Below are 15332 nucleotides of genomic sequence, written 5' to 3'. Positions count from 1 at the left end.
CGGGCCTGAGCAAGCCGCCTCCGCTTTTCTGATGTCAAATATATGTACTTTTACATGAATCCTTGAAATGATAGAGTTTTTAGGATATATTCGTTATGGATAAAAAGGTTATTGGAGGACCAAAAATGACAAATCGATATGCCGTTATATTAGCTGCCGGACAAGGGACGAGAATGAAGTCGAAGCTTTATAAAGTTCTTCATCCTGTGTGTGGCAAGCCGATGGTGGAACATGTGGTCGACCAAATTTCAACACTACATATAGAGAAGACTGTCACAATCATCGGTCATGGAGCTGAGCTTGTGAAGTCGCATTTAGAAGGCAAGAGTGATTTTGCTCTTCAGGCTGAGCAATTAGGGACGGCTCATGCCGTGATGCAGTCTGAAGATGTCCTGGGTGACTTGGAAGGTACGACTTTAGTGGTATGTGGTGATACGCCGCTCATTAAAGGAGAAACGATGGAAGCGCTTGTGAAGCATCATGAAGGACAGGGTGCCAAAGCGACCATTTTGACGGGTCATACGGAATCCCCCGATGGATATGGACGGATCATCCGCAACCAGGATGGATTAGTAGAACGCATTGTGGAACATAAAGATGCAAGTGAAGAAGAACGAAGCGTGAAAGAAATTAATACCGGGACGTATTGTTTTGATAATAAAGCGTTATTCGATGCCCTTAAGAAGGTTTCGAATGATAATGTACAAGGTGAATATTATTTGCCGGATGTCATTGAAATCCTTCAATCGGAAGGTGAAATCGTCAGTGCATATCAGACAAGTGACTTTGATGAGACACTTGGTGTCAACGATCGTGTGGCCCTTTCTCAAGCAGAGATAACAATGAAAAAGCGCATCAATGAATTCCATATGCGCAATGGTGTAACGATCAAAGATCCAAACAATACGTATATTGATGCGGATGTAACGATCGGAAGAGATACCGTGATCCTGCCTGGCACAGTGCTTCAAGGCAGTACATCAATCGGTGAAGATGCCATGATCGGACCGAGCTCTGAGGTGAAGGATTGTCAGATCGGGGACCGTACAGTCCTTAAGCAGTCTGTGGCTCATGACAGTTCGATCGGCGCGGATGTTCAAATTGGGCCATTTGCTCATATCCGCCCTGCTTCTTCCATTGAAGATGAAGTGAAGATCGGAAACTTTGTAGAAATCAAGAAAGCAACATTCGGTAAAGCGAGTAAGGCCTCACATTTAAGCTACATTGGTGATGCTGAAGTGGGACGTGATGTCAACATCGGGTGTGGATCGATCACCGTGAACTATGATGGGAAGAACAAGCATCTGACAAAGATTGAAGATGGTGTATTTGTAGGCTGCAATTCTAATCTTGTCGCCCCTGTCAACGTAGGGAAAGGTGCATACATTGCAGCTGGTTCTACCATTACCGAGGATGTTCCCGGTGAGTCTCTTTCCATTGCGAGAGCTCGCCAAGTAAATAAAGAAAATTATGTACAAAATCTAAATCATAAGAAATAATGGGAGGTCCACAATGCCAAACTCTTATATTAATTCCAAGTTGAAAATCTTCTCTCTTAATTCAAACTACCATCTTGCAAAGGAAATTGCTGATGAAGTAGGAGTTGAATTAGGTAAATCGTCCGTTAAACGTTTTAGTGACGGTGAAATCCAAATCAACATCGAAGAAAGTATCCGTGGTTGTGATGTGTTTGTCATTCAATCTACTTGTCAGCCGGTAAATGAAAACCTGATGGAGCTTCTGATTATGGTGGATGCCCTGAAACGTGCTTCTGCCAAGACGATTAATATCGTGATGCCTTACTATGGTTATGCCAGACAAGACCGTAAAGCGAGAGCACGTGAGCCGATCACTGCTAAATTAGTGGCGAATCTATTAGAAACAGCCGGCGCTACACGTGTTATCACGTTGGATCTTCATGCTCCCCAAATACAAGGTTTCTTCGATATCCTGATCGATCACCTCATGGGTGTGCCGATCTTAGCGGATTACTTTGAAGAAAGAGGATTCAATACGGAAGATCTTGTTATCGTATCCCCGGACCATGGTGGAGTGACAAGAGCACGTAAGCTTGCAGAACGCCTGAAAGCTCCTATTGCGATCATTGATAAGCGTCGTCCGAAGCCGAATGTGGCAGAAGTGATGAACATCGTCGGGAATATCGACGGGAAAATCGCGATCTTGATCGATGATATCATTGATACTGCAGGTACGATTACACTGGCAGCCAATGCGTTAGTTGAAAACGGAGCAAAAGAAGTCTTTGCATGCTGTACGCATCCGGTCCTTTCAGGTCCTGCCATCGAACGCATCGAAAACTCCAATATTAAAGAACTGGTTGTAACGAACTCCATCCCACTGGGTGAAGAGAAGATGATCGGTAAAGTGAAGTCCCTGTCAGTGGCTCCTTTGATCAGCGAAGCGATCATCCGCATCTACGAGCAGCAATCTGTCAGCACGCTTTTTGATTAAGAATTAATATTTGTAGTTTGTGCATAGAAAGAAGAGCTTGTCCCTTCGGTTGGGACAGGCTCTTTTTTTGGTTCCCCTCCACCCTTGCAGGAGGCATGTAAATGCTCTTATGGCAACATTAATGGAACGATCCTGCCACTCCAATATCTTTTTCTATGTTTATTTCAAATGCGATTGGGGTAATTACTATATATAGAACTTTAACTAACATAAAAGATTAGGGAAGGTGTTGGATTAGACATGGCAACAGAATTAAAAGCAAATACGAGGAAAGATTTTAAACGATCTTCATTAACAAAGCTGAGACATGAGGGGAATATCCCTGGAGTCGTGTACGGCTACAAAGCAGATAATACATCAATTATGGTAGACGCCATTACATTTATTAAAACGATTCGCGAAGTCGGAAGAAACGGAATCATTTCTTTAAACGTAGATGGCAATAAACAAAACGTCATTTTAAGTGATTACCAGCAGGATCACCTGAAGGATGCTGTCACACATGTTGATTTCCTTGCTGTGAATATGTCAGAAGAAATCGATGCGGATGTTCGTATCGAGCTTGTAGGAGAAGCAGCCGGCGTAAAAGACGGTGGCGTGATGCAGCAGCCGTTGCATGAGGTATCTGTAACAGCCAAACCGAATGATATTCCGGAATCCATCGAAGTGGATGTAACCGAGCTCCAAGTGGGAGAAACGGTAACGATCAGCGATATCCGTGATAAGTACAGCGTCACTCTTAATGAAGAGGATGACCGCACGATTGCTTCCATTCTTGCTCCAAGACAAGAAGAAGAAATCGACAGTGGTGAAGAGCAGGAAGCTGGCACACCTGAGAATGAAGAAGGCAGAGAATCGGAAGCCAGTGACGAAAGTGAATCGAAGGAAGAGTAAAATCAATATTTTTTGGCGTAACCTTTTGCAGGTTGCGCTTTTTACGTTATTCTAGAGGTATAAGGTCAGAAGAGGTGTTAGAAATGAAATTAATCGTAGGGCTCGGGAATCCGGGATCACAATATGAGAAAACGAGACATAATATCGGTTTCGTTATTATAGATGCATTAGCCGATCGACTGGGCGTTTCGTTGAACCAGTCCAAGTTTAAAGGGGTATACGGCACATATCATCATAAAGGTGAAAAGGTCGTTCTTTTAAAGCCGCTTACGTATATGAATTTGTCAGGAGAAAGCATTGTACCCCTGATGGATTATTTTGAAATTGAAGATGAAGATTTACTTGTCATTTATGATGACCTGGACTTGCCTGTAGGAAAATTAAGATTTAGGCAAAAGGGAAGTGCCGGGGGGCATAATGGCATTAAATCGACCATTGCCCATTTAGGTTCACAGCAATTTAATCGACTGCGGGTGGGGATCGACCGCCCGACCAATGGAATGAGCGTCCCGGATTACGTCCTGGGTAAATTTTCGAAGGAAGAGCAGCCGGAACTGGATAAAGCCATTTCTTCAAGCGTGGAAGCATGTGAAGCCTGGTTGGATAAACCATTCCTAGAGGTTATGAATAAATTCAACTGACCGTGTCATATACTTAATTTCCAGGGTTTTTTCATCATCAATCCTTTAACCGGTTTGAATAACTCCCTTCTAACAGGTTCATACTAACAGTATAAATGTGTATGGAGGGAAAGATATGGCGATCCATTACCAGTGTCGGCATTGTGGGACAAATGTCGGGACTCTTTCAAATGTATCCGTGCATTCCGAGCAGCTTGGGATTCATATGCTGACGGATGAAGAGCGGTTACATATGGTTCACTATCAGGACAACGGGGACATCCAAGTGAAAACGATCTGTGAAGATTGTCAGGAAAGCCTGGAAAGAAATCCTGACTACCATGAATTAGATCATATCATTCAGTAAGAACGCTTTGGTGAAGAGCCAAAGCATTTTTCTGTTTATACTTTTAGCTTATTTATAGAAAGAACCACAGGGGAGGAGCGTACACTTGAAAGGTATTTTAAAGCAGGTTCACCAAAGTGAAGAATTACAGTCCATCATCGCTGGGGTGGAGGAGCGTCTGTCTGAACAGCTTGTGGCAGGATTGTCCGGCTCATCCCGGACAGCATATATAGCAGATGTATATTTACAAACCAATAAATCCACCGTAGTGGTGACGCATAATTTGTTTCAAGCCCAGAAAGTCTATGACGATCTCATTCAATTTTTGTCTGAGGACGAAGTATATTTATATTCTGCTAATGAGCTGATCGCAGCTGAACTAAGTGTGGCAAGCCCGGAGTTGAGGGCACAGCGGATCGAAGTAATGAATAAGCTCTCCAATCAGCAGCAGGGTGTCTATATTGTACCTGTTGCCGGATTTCGTAAAATCCTTCCACCTAAGTCGATGTGGGCTACGAATCAGATCCGCTTTCAAATGGGTGAAGATATCGACTTGGATGAAGTATTAAATCAATTGGTGCAAATGGGCTATCAACGGACAGGGATGGTCAGCACACCTGGCGAATTCAGCCTTCGCGGGGGGATTGTCGACATTTTTCCATTAACAACTCAGAACCCTGTCCGGATCGAATTATTCGATACTGAAATTGATTCGATCCGCCTCTTTTCGGTTGAAGACCAGCGTTCGATTGATAAACTTAATGAGATAGAAATAGGCCCTGCCACAGAGGTCTTATTGAAGTATGAAAATATGGAGAGGCTGATTCATGAAATCAACGCAGGTCTTTCCACAAGCTTGAAGAAGGTCAAATCGGCGGCCGTTAAGGAGAAGATGACAGAGTACATAGGTCATGAGGTGGGGCAGCTTGAGAACGGGCAGGTTCCTGAGCAAATCTTTAAGTACTTGTCCCTCGCATATGAAAAGCCTAGTAGTTTGCTAGATTATTTACCCGAAGACGGGGTTCTATTCTTTGATGAGTTCAGCCGCGTCCAGGAAATGAGTGACTCCCTCGAGAAAGAGGAAGCAGAATGGTATACTTCCCTGCTTCAGGAAGGACAGATCATTCATGACGTACATGTCTCCCATACATTTTCATCGTTAGTCAGTAAGACGAAGCTGCCAAAGGTATATTTCTCATTGTTCCTGCGTCATATTCCGAATACCAGTCCACAAAATATCTTTAATGTCTCAACGAAGCCCATGCAGAATTTCCATGGGCAGATGAACGTATTGAAGGCGGAGTTGGACAGGTGGAAAAAAGGAAAATATACCGTTGTCTTGTTAGGCCCGGATGAAGACCGCGTTAAGAAGCTTCAAAGGGTACTGGACGATTACAAAATTGAGATTGCCTTTGTCGAAAACGGGGATAAACTTCTGCCGGGAACGATCCAGATGATCAATGGAAGCCTGACAAGCGGGTTCGAGCTCCCCCTTCAGAAGCTTGCGGTTATTACGGAAGAAGAATTGTTCAATAAGAAAACCCAAAAGAAGCCGAGAAGGCAGAAACTTTCAAACGCAGAGAGGATCAAAAGTTACTCTGAGCTGAAAGTAGGGGACCATGTGGTTCATGTGAATCACGGGATCGGTAAATTCCTTGGGATTGAAACATTGGAGATCAACGGGGTCCATAAAGACTATCTCCATGTGAAGTATCAAGGGAATGACAAACTTTATGTACCGGTCGATCAAATTGAATTGGTCCAGAAATATGTCGCATCCGAGAATAAGGATCCAAAGCTTTATAAACTGGGTGGAAGTGAATGGAAGAAGGTCAAGTCGAAGGTTCAATCTTCTGTTCAGGATATCGCGGATGATCTGATCAAGCTTTATGCTGAACGGGAAGCAGCAAAAGGTTATGCCTTTTCTCCCGATGGGGACATGCAGAGAGAATTTGAATTGGCTTTCCCTTATGAAGAAACGGATGATCAGCTGCGTTCTGTCAGTGAAATCAAGCACGATATGGAAAGAGAACGTCCGATGGACCGGTTATTGTGTGGGGACGTAGGCTATGGTAAGACCGAGGTTGCGATCAGGGCCGCCTTCAAGGCGATTGCAGATGGAAAACAAGTGGCCATCCTCGTGCCTACCACCATCCTTGCTCAACAGCATTTTGAAACGATCAAGGAGCGTTTTCAGGACTTCCCGGTGGAAATCGGTTTATTAAGCCGTTTCCGAACGAGAAAGCAGCAACAGGAGACGACGAAGGGGCTCAAGAATGGAACGGTGGATATTGTAGTGGGAACTCACCGACTTCTCTCAAAAGACATTCAATACAGGGATATAGGACTCTTGATCATCGATGAAGAACAAAGGTTCGGTGTCACGCATAAAGAGAAGATCAAACAATTAAAAACCAATATCGACGTACTGACCCTAACGGCCACACCGATTCCCCGTACCCTTCATATGTCGATGCTCGGTGTAAGGGATTTATCGGTTATTGAAACACCACCTGAAAACCGGTTCCCGGTTCAGACCTATGTGATGGAGTACAACGGTGCCCTTATTAAAGAAGCGATTGAAAGGGAAATGGCAAGGAATGGCCAAGTGTATTTCCTCTATAATCGTGTAGAAGATATAGAAAGAAAAGCCGATGAGATCTCCATGCTAGTACCCGATGCCCGGATTGCCTACGCTCATGGTCAAATGAGCGAGAACGAGCTCGAAGCCGTCATATTAGGCTTCCTTGCAGGAGAATATGATGTGCTTGTCACCACTACGATCATTGAAACGGGTGTGGATATCCCGAACGTCAATACGTTGATAGTGTTTGATGCCGACCGGATGGGTTTATCCCAGCTTTATCAACTAAGGGGACGTGTCGGCCGTTCGAACCGGGTGGCTTATGCCTATTTCACCTATAGGAAAGATAAGGTCCTGACAGAAGTGGCTGAAAAACGATTGCAGGCAATCAAAGAATTCACGGAGTTAGGATCCGGATTCAAAATTGCCATGCGTGACTTGACGATCCGTGGAGCGGGTAATCTCCTCGGGGCACAGCAGCACGGATTCATTGATTCTGTCGGATTCGACCTGTACTCCCAAATGCTGAAAGAAGCCATCGAAGAAAGAAAAGGAGATCTTCCGAAGCAGCCTGAGTCAAGCTTTGAAGTGGACATTGAAATCGACGCTTATATTCCGGATGATTATATTAAAGATGGTCATCAAAAGATCGAAATGTATAAACGATTCCGATCCCTTTCTTCCCTTCCTGAAATCGAGGAACTTGAAGAAGAGATACTGGACCGGTTCGGAGAATATCCGGAAGAGGTGGGCTACTTATTCCTCATCTCTGAAATGAAGATCTATGCCAAGAATACAAAGCTCGAATCCATCAAGCAGGACAAGAAAACGGTGAATATCTTTATGTCACCGGAAGGAACCGCACATATCGACGGTTCCAAAGTATTCAATCTTTGCAACAAACACGGCCGTGCAGTCGGACTTGGAATGGAAGGCTCCAGACTTAAAATATCGATTAACACAGCACGCCTGGAAGCGTCCAAATGGTTTAACATGGCGTATGACATCATCAAACGCCTGGATGAAGCGGTGAAAATAGAAGAAAGCGTGTGATCATTTCATCATTTCGACACAAACCAGTGGCATTTCTTCCCTTCGTTATAATAATGTAACCAAAATGTAAACGCGCAGATTGTTTTACTTTACTATGATAAGGGTATTAGTATTTATGCAGCTGCCAACAATGGAAAAAGATACCTGCATTAGAATTTTAGTGAAATTACAGAAAAAATAACTGAATGTGTATAGAACTTCTAAGTTGTAAGATACTAAACTCAACAATGGTAAGTATTCAACTAAAGTGAATACATTGCCAAATAAAAATCATCTGATGAAAGTGAGGCAACTATAGATGAAAGCAACTGGTATTGTTCGTCGTATTGATGATTTAGGTCGTGTCGTCATTCCGAAAGAAATTCGCAGGACATTAAGGATTCGCGAGGGAGACCCCCTGGAAATCTTCGTTGATCGTGACGGAGAAGTCATCTTAAAGAAATATTCCCCAATCAGTGAACTTGGTGACTTTGCTAAGGAATATGGCGAAGCATTGTACGACAGTCTGGGAAGTGCCGTGTTAATTTGTGATCGGGATGCTGTCATTGCCATCTCCGGCGCTTCGAAGAAAGAGTATTTAAATAAGAACATCAGTGAACTCGTTGAGAAGGTAATGGATGACCGTACGTCTCTATTACACACTCAACAGGGACAAGCTGAGCTTGTTGATGGACATGGTGAGGATCTTGCTTCCTATACGATTGCTCCGATTGTCGCAAATGGAGATCCGATTGGTGCCGTTGCGATTTTCTCAAAGGAACGTACAGTAGGCGAAGTGGAACAAAAAGCAGTAGAAACGGCAGCTGGCTTTTTAGCAAGACAAATGGAGTCATAACCTAAAGGAGTGGCAAATTGCCACTCTTCTTTTTTTGCCGTCAAACCCACTAGAGAAAACATCCAGCCCTTTATGGTAAAATGACCAGTACATAATTGATTTTTTCTTCGGTCTGGATCAGATTGAAGGAAGTGGTACAGAAAGGCAGGAAAACGGGTTGAGTAAGAAGTACTCCTCCAGTCAATTTTTAAAAGGGGCCATGGTCTTAACGATTGCGGCATTGGTAACAAAAGTATTAAGTGCTGTTTACCGGGTTCCTTTTCAAAATATTGTTGGAGATATCGGATTTTATATATATCAGCAGGTGTATCCGTTCTACGGGATTGCCCTCGCCCTCTCCACATATGGATTCCCTGTCATCATCTCAAAGATGGTAGCAGAGAAATTAGAAGGGGATGATGAAGAAGGCGCAAAGAGAGTGGCCATCACCTCCTTTCTATTCCTTTGTCTCGTTGGGTTTTCCTGGTTTCTCCTCGTCTACCTCGGTGCAGGCATGATCGCACGTTGGATGGGAGATCCCCTGCTAAAGCCGTTACTTCAGGTGATTTCTTTATCGTTCCTATTATTAGCTCCCCTCTCCGTCATCAGGGGGTATTATCAAGGGAAAGAAGATATGGTGCCTACGGCTGTCTCTCAAGTGACGGAACAAGCAATCAGGGTGGCAACGATTCTGTTCTTTTCGACCATCTTGGTAACCCAAGGGTACTCTTTATATATGACTGGGAAAGGAGCGCTGTTCGGGTCGATTACCGGTGGTCTGGGCGGACTTCTGGTTCTTCTTTCCTTCCTTACTGCACGCAGGGAAAAGTTGTTTTCACGAAAATATCTGTCTCTGCCTGCCGATTACGTACAGATCTGGTCCCGGTTATTCAAGAACGGAACAGCTATCTGTGTAAGTGCCATGTTGCTCGTCTTACTCCAATTTGTTGATTCATTAAATGTATACTCCCTCCTCCTGTCTTCAGGGATGGAAGCGGAAAGTGCGAAGACGTGGAAGGGGATTTATGACCGGGGCCAGCCCTTTGTACAACTAGGGACAGTAGTGGCTACATCCATCTCACTGACCATCGTCCCATTGGTGACGAATGCCTATCTCAAAAGAAGAGAAGCTTTAGTAAGGGAGTACAGTCAGTTGTCCCTTAAGATCAGCATTACCATCGGATTTGCTGCCACACTGGGGATCATCAACATCATGGTACCGACCAATACGATGCTATTTGAAAATGCCCTCGGTTCAAAAGTCATCGCTGTCTTCTGTCTTTCGATTTTCTTCAGCTGCCTCATTTTGACGTTTGCAGGCATTTTTCAGGGAATCGGGAGGATCTATTACCCGGCATTCTGCATAGTAACGGGAATTTTAGTGAAATACCTGGGCAATGCCTGTCTCATCCCAATGTTGGGAGTCATGGGGGCATCTGTCTCGACTGTTGGCTCTTTAAGTATGATTGCCATCATGATGGTGATAAAGCTTAGAAATCTGTTTCCGATCCGTTTTTTCACGTACTCTTTTTATAAAACATTGTTGCTCAGCGGAGCGGCCATGACAATTGGATTACAGGGACTTTTATGGATATATGATACACTTTTGGTTAATGGAATGCCTGGTCGTCCGCTTTCCGTCCTTTTTTCATTAGGGGGCGTTTGTATCGGAGGCGTCATATTTTTGATTGTGTTTTTAAGAGGGAACGTCCTTTCAAGAGAAGATATCAGTTTCTTGCCATTTGGGAGTAAATGGGTGTGGTTGATGAATAAAGTTCAGCCGAATAATAAGTAGCGAGGAGATTAACATGAATACGATAACGATAGTCGGGTTAGGCGCAGGAGATATAGAACAGCTGCCACTGGGAGTATATAAAAGGATTAAAAACAGTTCACATCTTTACTTAAGGACGAATCAGCATCCCGTCGTAAAGGATTTAGCAGCAGAAGGAATCACGTATCATTCTTTCGATGCTGTCTATGAAAAATATGATCAGTTCAATCTTGTATATGAAGAGATTGTTCAAGAACTGATCGCTGCATCAGAGCAGCATTCCCTTGTCTATGCCGTTCCGGGTCACCCGCTGGTCGCTGAAAAAGCTGTTCAAATGCTTCTGGATCTTCATAAAGAAGGGAAGATTCACGTCGAGATCGGTGGGGGACAGAGCTTTATCGATGCTTTATTTACTTCTGTAGGAGCGGACCCGATCGATGGTTTCCAGCTCCTTGATGGTACCAGCTTAAAGCTTCATGATATTCACATGAACCAGCAGCTCATCATCGGGCAGGTGTATGATGCATTCATCGCATCTGAAGTAAAGCTCACACTGATGGAGCTCTATCCGTATGATTATGAGGTTGCTCTTGTAACGGCTGCCGGAAGCGGGGAAGAGAAGGTGGAACGGATCCCGCTGGTGGAGCTTGACCGGGTTGCCGGTCTGAGTAATTTGACGAGCCTTTATGTGCCTGCAGTGAAAGAAATGGAATCTTCCTTTAAGCAATATGCGACACTAAGGGAAATCATCTCGACGCTTCGGGGACCGAATGGCTGCCCGTGGGACAAAGAACAAACCCACCACTCACTCAAGAAATATCTCCTTGAGGAAACGTATGAATTACTGGAAGCCATCGAGGAAGAAGATATTGATCATATGATCGAGGAAATGGGAGATGTCCTCCTTCAAATCATGCTCCATGCGCAAATAGGCGAGGACGAGGGTATGTTCACAATGGAAGAAGTAATGGAAGGACTTGCCTCTAAGATGGTCCGGAGACATCCTCATGTATTTGGGACCGTTCAAGTGGAAAACACCGAACAGGTGAAAGCAAATTGGGAAGAAATCAAAAGCCGTGAAAAGCAGAGTGGAACTGAACCGATGCTCAAGAATGTGGCTAAGGGCATGCCTGCTCTCATGAAGGCATATGAATACCAGAAAAAAGCCGCGAAATCAGGCTTTGATTGGGCAGACCCTCAAGGGGCATGGGAAAAAGTATGGGAAGAATTAAAGGAATTTGAAAGAGAAGTCGAGAATAATAGTGAACACGACATGAAAAAAGAATTCGGAGATGTGTTATTCGCTCTCGTTAATGTCGCCAGATTCTATAAGATCTTTCCTGAGGAAGCATTAGCCATGACGAATACGAAATTTTACCGCCGCTTTTCTTATGTTGAAGAGCAGGTCCTGAAATCCGGCAAGAGCTTTGAGGATTTCACATTGGAAGAGTTAGACCGATTTTGGAACGAAGCGAAAAAGATGAATATCGAATAAGGGGAAATGTACAATGGTATCTATGAGATTAGATAAATTTTTGAAAGTATCCAGGCTCATTAAAAGAAGGACATTGGCGAAAGAGATTGCCGACCAGGGACGTATCACCGTGAACGGCCAGCAGGCCAAAGCAAGCTCCAATGTAAAAGTCGGGGATGAATTAAGCGTAAGGTTTGGCCAAAGAATTATGAGGGTAAAGATTGAAAGGCTTCTTGAAACAACGAAAAAAGAAGAAGCGAGCGGGCTTTATTCTGTCGTTTCAGAGGAAAGGGTCGAGGAAACAGAGTAAAGGGATACAAGCATTTGGTCTGTTATTTGGTTCTATTTTTCCCCTATACACATAAACATAGTTACAAAGCTTGTACTATGGGAATGTGAGGGATGGATATGAATCAATATGATGGAAACAAAGATAAAACGACCTTTCAAGAACATGACGTGATGATGAGGGGCCGAAAGCTTCTCGATATTACAGGAGTGAAGCAAGTGGAAAGCTTCGATAACGAAGAGTTTCTCCTTGAAACCGTCATGGGATTCCTCTCTGTCAGGGGCCAGAACCTTCAAATGAAAAATCTGGATGTGGATAAAGGCATCGTCTCTATAAAAGGAAAGGTGTTCGATCTCGTTTACCTGGATGAACAAAATGGGGAGAAGGCTAAAGGCTTCTTTAGCAAGCTGTTTCGATGACCCTCTCGACCCAGTTCTATACCATGCTCTCCATGATCGGCATGGGGGCACTATTTGGTATGACGTTGGACACGTATTCCCGGTTTTTACACCGGTCCGAGAGAAAACGATGGCTTGTATTCATCAATGACATCATGTTTTGGGTTTTGCAGGCACTGGCGATTTTTTATATTTTATTCGTCGTGAATTTCGGTGAGATCCGTTTTTATATTTTCATTGCCCTATTATGCGGTTTTGCTGCTTACCAGGCGTTAATCAAGCAGCATTATATGGCGTTCCTTGAACGGCTGATATTGTTTTTTATCTCCCTGTACAATTTCGGAGTGAAAATGGTGAAAAGATTGATTTATTCACCGATAAAATGGATGATTGTGCTTCTGATAACGATTGTATTATCTATAGGAAAAGGGCTCTTATCCGTCATATTATTCCTTTTTAAGGTGATTATGAAAGTGGTGCAATGGGCGATTAAGCTCGTAATCACACCGATATGGTGGATATTGAAGGGCATTTGGAATTTATTGCCGAAAAATCTTACAAAAAGAGTCGAGAAGTTATATAATAAAGTGGCAGGAATTTTTAAAGCTTACATCAAAAAAGTATATAGAGTGGTAGAAAAGTTCAAAAAGAAACCTAAAGATAAAGAATAGCGCTTAAGGCTTTGCCACTCCATATTGTAAAGGAGGTTTGGGAATGAGAAAAAACGTGACACCAATGGAAAATGAATATGTCCGTCATCAGGAGCATATGCATAAATCTTCTTCTAAGAGAAAAAAGCGTTTGGTCCGTCGATTAGCAGTTTTCTTTGTTTTAGTGTTGGCAATTAGTGGATTTTTAATCTCGACCCTCATTTCCAGAGCCCAGGTTTTAGAAGATAAACAAACGGAAAAAGCACAATTGGAAAAAAAGTTAGAAGACCTGAAAGATAAGCAATCAGCCTTGGAAGAAGAGATTGTGAAGCTTAACGATGATGAATATATAGCCAAACTGGCACGCCGGGATTACTTTTTATCAGATGAAGGTGAGATTATTTTCAACATACCTGAGCCAGATAAAGAGAAAGAAGAAGAGGTGTCTTATTGACACTCTTTTTTTTAATTGGCTATAATATATAATAAGGTTTATCTTTTATAATTTTAAGGAGGAGCATTTCTTTTATGTCAATCGAAGTAGGCAGCAAGTTACAGGGTAAGGTAACAGGTATTACAAATTTTGGAGCGTTCGTGGAATTATCGGAAGGTTCAACAGGTTTAGTTCACATTAGTGAAGTTGCAGACAACTATGTTAAGGATATTAATGAACACCTTAAAGTCGGCGACGAAGTAACGGTTAAAGTTATTAATGTTGAGAAAGATGGGAAAATCGGTTTATCCATCCGTAAAGCGAAAGATCAACCACAACGCCCGCAGCGCCCTCAGCGTCCTCAACGCCCGCGTAGTAATAATAAACCGAACGACACTCGCACCAAAGAGAGTTTCGAACAAAAGATGGCACGTTTCTTGAAAGACAGTGAAGATCGTTTATCATCTTTAAAGAAGAATACTGAGTCTCGTCGTGGTGGAAAAGGGGCGAAAAAAGGTTAACTTGCTGTCTATTAACCCATATAGCAGGTTGTGAACGGAAAACAGGCATACCCATTTGGATGGGTATGCCTGTTTTTTTTATTTTAGATAGAACCCATTACACAGGAAAATCACCTGCTCCTATCGAATAGTTAGAGATAAATAACTTGAGTGGGGGCAGAATGGATGAAATACGATCAGATGATCGATCATTATGAGTCATTTAAGATATGGTTGGAGGAGTTGAAGCTGCTAAGTGAATATGAATGGTTCAGACCTATTGAGGAAGGTAAATGGTCGATCGCTGCCAATATAGCCCATATCATTAGATGGGATCAATATTCTTTACAGGAGATTCTCCCTCATGTTGCAGAAGGGGTGGAACTCTCACCTTTTCCGGATTTTCAGAAATTTAATGGACAAGCGGAAGAATATGCTCATCGGGTAGTGAACCAGGAAGATTTAATCGAAGAAGGTATAAAAACGAGGGATAGGATGATCACATATGTAAAAAGCCTCTCGGAAGATGATGTTGATCAATCGTTCAAAGTGGGGGAGCAAAGCTTCACCCTGAAAGAATTTTTTGAAGACTTCATCGGTCACGATAAGCACCATCAAGAGCAGATCGAAGAAGTGGTATCTGCCGAAAGGGTTTGACCGGGTAATAGAATAAACAAAAAAGACTATCATCATGATAGTCTTTTTTCTATGACCCGTACGGGATTCGAACCCGTGTTACCGCCGTGAAAGGGCGGTGTCTTAACCGCTTGACCAACGGGCCGGAACAATATGGTAGCGGCGGAGGGGATCGAACCCCCGACCTCACGGGTATGAACCGTACGCTCTAGCCAGCTGAGCTACACCGCCATTTGGATACGCGCCTTTTTGGCACAAAAACTATGATACCCAGAAAGGGTTTGCTTGTCAATATCCAATGATAAAGAAATTGTCAAAATTCCCTTAAGCTTGGTTGCATAAGCATTTGAAAAGAAAAAATCCAAACTCGACAGGAAAGGAAACTTGAATATTCT

The 15332-nt window shown here is 43.2% G+C and carries 15 protein-coding genes and 2 tRNA genes; 15 read left to right on the top strand and 2 right to left on the bottom strand.

What is annotated here, in order from left to right; genetic code table 11:
• Positions 1–125: 125 nt before the first annotated feature.
• The 15 genes from glmU (at position 126) to NQ095_RS21390 (ending at position 14958) form a co-directional block, all read left to right on the top strand.
• Positions 126–1499 (top strand): bifunctional UDP-N-acetylglucosamine diphosphorylase/glucosamine-1-phosphate N-acetyltransferase GlmU, encoded by a 1374-nt coding sequence (gene glmU, locus NQ095_RS21460; RefSeq protein ID WP_258265398.1) that lies wholly within the window; start codon positions 126–128, stop codon positions 1497–1499.
• A gap of 13 nt (positions 1500–1512) precedes the next feature.
• Positions 1513–2472 carry a ribose-phosphate diphosphokinase gene (locus tag NQ095_RS21455; RefSeq protein ID WP_034762970.1) on the top strand — a complete coding sequence of 320 codons (960 nt, stop codon included), beginning with the start codon at positions 1513–1515 and terminating at the stop codon, positions 2470–2472.
• Positions 2473–2712: 240 nt separating this feature from the next.
• Complete coding sequence (locus NQ095_RS21450) at positions 2713–3366, top strand: 50S ribosomal protein L25/general stress protein Ctc (RefSeq protein WP_258265397.1); 654 nt, start codon at positions 2713–2715, stop codon at positions 3364–3366.
• Positions 3367–3449: 83 nt separating this feature from the next.
• Positions 3450–4007: an aminoacyl-tRNA hydrolase gene (gene pth / locus NQ095_RS21445; protein ID WP_258265396.1), complete on the top strand. Its 558-nt coding sequence runs from the start codon at positions 3450–3452 to the stop codon at positions 4005–4007.
• Between the two features lie 115 nt (positions 4008–4122).
• Positions 4123–4353 carry an anti-sigma-F factor Fin gene (gene fin / locus NQ095_RS21440; protein ID WP_034762976.1) on the top strand — a complete coding sequence of 77 codons (231 nt, stop codon included), beginning with the start codon at positions 4123–4125 and terminating at the stop codon, positions 4351–4353.
• 85 nt (positions 4354–4438) lie between these two features.
• Complete coding sequence (gene mfd / locus NQ095_RS21435) at positions 4439–7969, top strand: transcription-repair coupling factor (RefSeq protein WP_258265395.1); 3531 nt, start codon at positions 4439–4441, stop codon at positions 7967–7969.
• A 298-nt stretch (positions 7970–8267) separates the two neighbouring features.
• Positions 8268–8804 carry a stage V sporulation protein T gene (gene spoVT, locus NQ095_RS21430; RefSeq protein WP_113971046.1) on the top strand — a complete coding sequence of 179 codons (537 nt, stop codon included), beginning with the start codon at positions 8268–8270 and terminating at the stop codon, positions 8802–8804.
• Between the two features lie 157 nt (positions 8805–8961).
• Positions 8962–10578, top strand: a complete 1617-nt coding sequence (locus NQ095_RS21425; protein ID WP_258265394.1) for a putative polysaccharide biosynthesis protein — start codon at positions 8962–8964, stop codon at positions 10576–10578.
• Between the two features lie 13 nt (positions 10579–10591).
• Positions 10592–12052: a bifunctional methyltransferase/pyrophosphohydrolase YabN gene (gene yabN, locus NQ095_RS21420; RefSeq protein ID WP_258265393.1), complete on the top strand. Its 1461-nt coding sequence runs from the start codon at positions 10592–10594 to the stop codon at positions 12050–12052.
• Between the two features lie 22 nt (positions 12053–12074).
• Positions 12075–12341 carry an RNA-binding S4 domain-containing protein gene (locus NQ095_RS21415; RefSeq protein WP_258265412.1) on the top strand — a complete coding sequence of 89 codons (267 nt, stop codon included), beginning with the start codon at positions 12075–12077 and terminating at the stop codon, positions 12339–12341.
• A 98-nt stretch (positions 12342–12439) separates the two neighbouring features.
• A complete protein-coding gene (gene yabP / locus NQ095_RS21410; RefSeq protein ID WP_060674270.1) occupies positions 12440–12739 on the top strand; it encodes a sporulation protein YabP in 300 nt (99 codons plus the stop codon).
• Complete coding sequence (yabQ, locus tag NQ095_RS21405) at positions 12736–13389, top strand: spore cortex biosynthesis protein YabQ (protein WP_258265392.1); 654 nt, start codon at positions 12736–12738, stop codon at positions 13387–13389. The genes yabP and yabQ overlap by 4 nt, the downstream gene beginning before the upstream one ends.
• A 43-nt stretch (positions 13390–13432) precedes the next feature.
• Positions 13433–13822 carry an FtsB family cell division protein gene (locus NQ095_RS21400; protein ID WP_060674209.1) on the top strand — a complete coding sequence of 130 codons (390 nt, stop codon included), beginning with the start codon at positions 13433–13435 and terminating at the stop codon, positions 13820–13822.
• A gap of 74 nt (positions 13823–13896) precedes the next feature.
• Positions 13897–14322: a S1 domain-containing RNA-binding protein gene (locus NQ095_RS21395; RefSeq protein WP_098353691.1), complete on the top strand. Its 426-nt coding sequence runs from the start codon at positions 13897–13899 to the stop codon at positions 14320–14322.
• Between the two features lie 165 nt (positions 14323–14487).
• Positions 14488–14958 carry a DinB family protein gene (locus tag NQ095_RS21390; protein WP_258265391.1) on the top strand — a complete coding sequence of 157 codons (471 nt, stop codon included), beginning with the start codon at positions 14488–14490 and terminating at the stop codon, positions 14956–14958.
• A gap of 52 nt (positions 14959–15010) precedes the next feature.
• Here NQ095_RS21390 and NQ095_RS21385 read toward each other — a convergent pair.
• Positions 15011–15082, bottom strand: a tRNA-Glu gene (locus NQ095_RS21385).
• Positions 15083–15091: 9 nt separating this feature from the next.
• Positions 15092–15168: transfer RNA gene (locus NQ095_RS21380), tRNA-Met, on the bottom strand.
• Positions 15169–15332 lie beyond the last annotated feature (164 nt).

It is taken from the genome of Rossellomorea sp. SC111 (genome assembly GCF_024733565.1).
Classification (GTDB): Bacteria; Bacillota; Bacilli; order Bacillales; family Bacillaceae_B; genus Rossellomorea.
This window is presented reverse-complemented; position numbering and strand designations above follow the sequence as displayed.

What these genes read in the sequence shown, in the direction of transcription:
- yabN (WP_258265393.1), top strand. Translation starts at nt 10,592, where the DNA reads ATGAATACGATAACGATAGTCGGGTTAGGCGCAGGAGATATAGAACAG.
- NQ095_RS21415 (WP_258265412.1), top strand. Translation starts at nt 12,075, where the DNA reads ATGAGATTAGATAAATTTTTGAAAGTATCCAGGCTCATTAAAAGAAGG.
- NQ095_RS21455 (WP_034762970.1), top strand. Translation starts at nt 1,513, where the DNA reads ATGCCAAACTCTTATATTAATTCCAAGTTGAAAATCTTCTCTCTTAAT.
- yabQ (WP_258265392.1), top strand. Translation starts at nt 12,736, where the DNA reads ATGACCCTCTCGACCCAGTTCTATACCATGCTCTCCATGATCGGCATG.
- glmU (WP_258265398.1), top strand. Translation starts at nt 126, where the DNA reads ATGACAAATCGATATGCCGTTATATTAGCTGCCGGACAAGGGACGAGA.
- pth (WP_258265396.1), top strand. Translation starts at nt 3,450, where the DNA reads ATGAAATTAATCGTAGGGCTCGGGAATCCGGGATCACAATATGAGAAA.
- NQ095_RS21390 (WP_258265391.1), top strand. Translation starts at nt 14,488, where the DNA reads ATGAAATACGATCAGATGATCGATCATTATGAGTCATTTAAGATATGG.
- NQ095_RS21450 (WP_258265397.1), top strand. Translation starts at nt 2,713, where the DNA reads ATGGCAACAGAATTAAAAGCAAATACGAGGAAAGATTTTAAACGATCT.
- NQ095_RS21395 (WP_098353691.1), top strand. Translation starts at nt 13,897, where the DNA reads ATGTCAATCGAAGTAGGCAGCAAGTTACAGGGTAAGGTAACAGGTATT.
- NQ095_RS21400 (WP_060674209.1), top strand. Translation starts at nt 13,433, where the DNA reads ATGAGAAAAAACGTGACACCAATGGAAAATGAATATGTCCGTCATCAG.
- yabP (WP_060674270.1), top strand. Translation starts at nt 12,440, where the DNA reads ATGAATCAATATGATGGAAACAAAGATAAAACGACCTTTCAAGAACAT.
- spoVT (WP_113971046.1), top strand. Translation starts at nt 8,268, where the DNA reads ATGAAAGCAACTGGTATTGTTCGTCGTATTGATGATTTAGGTCGTGTC.
- fin (WP_034762976.1), top strand. Translation starts at nt 4,123, where the DNA reads ATGGCGATCCATTACCAGTGTCGGCATTGTGGGACAAATGTCGGGACT.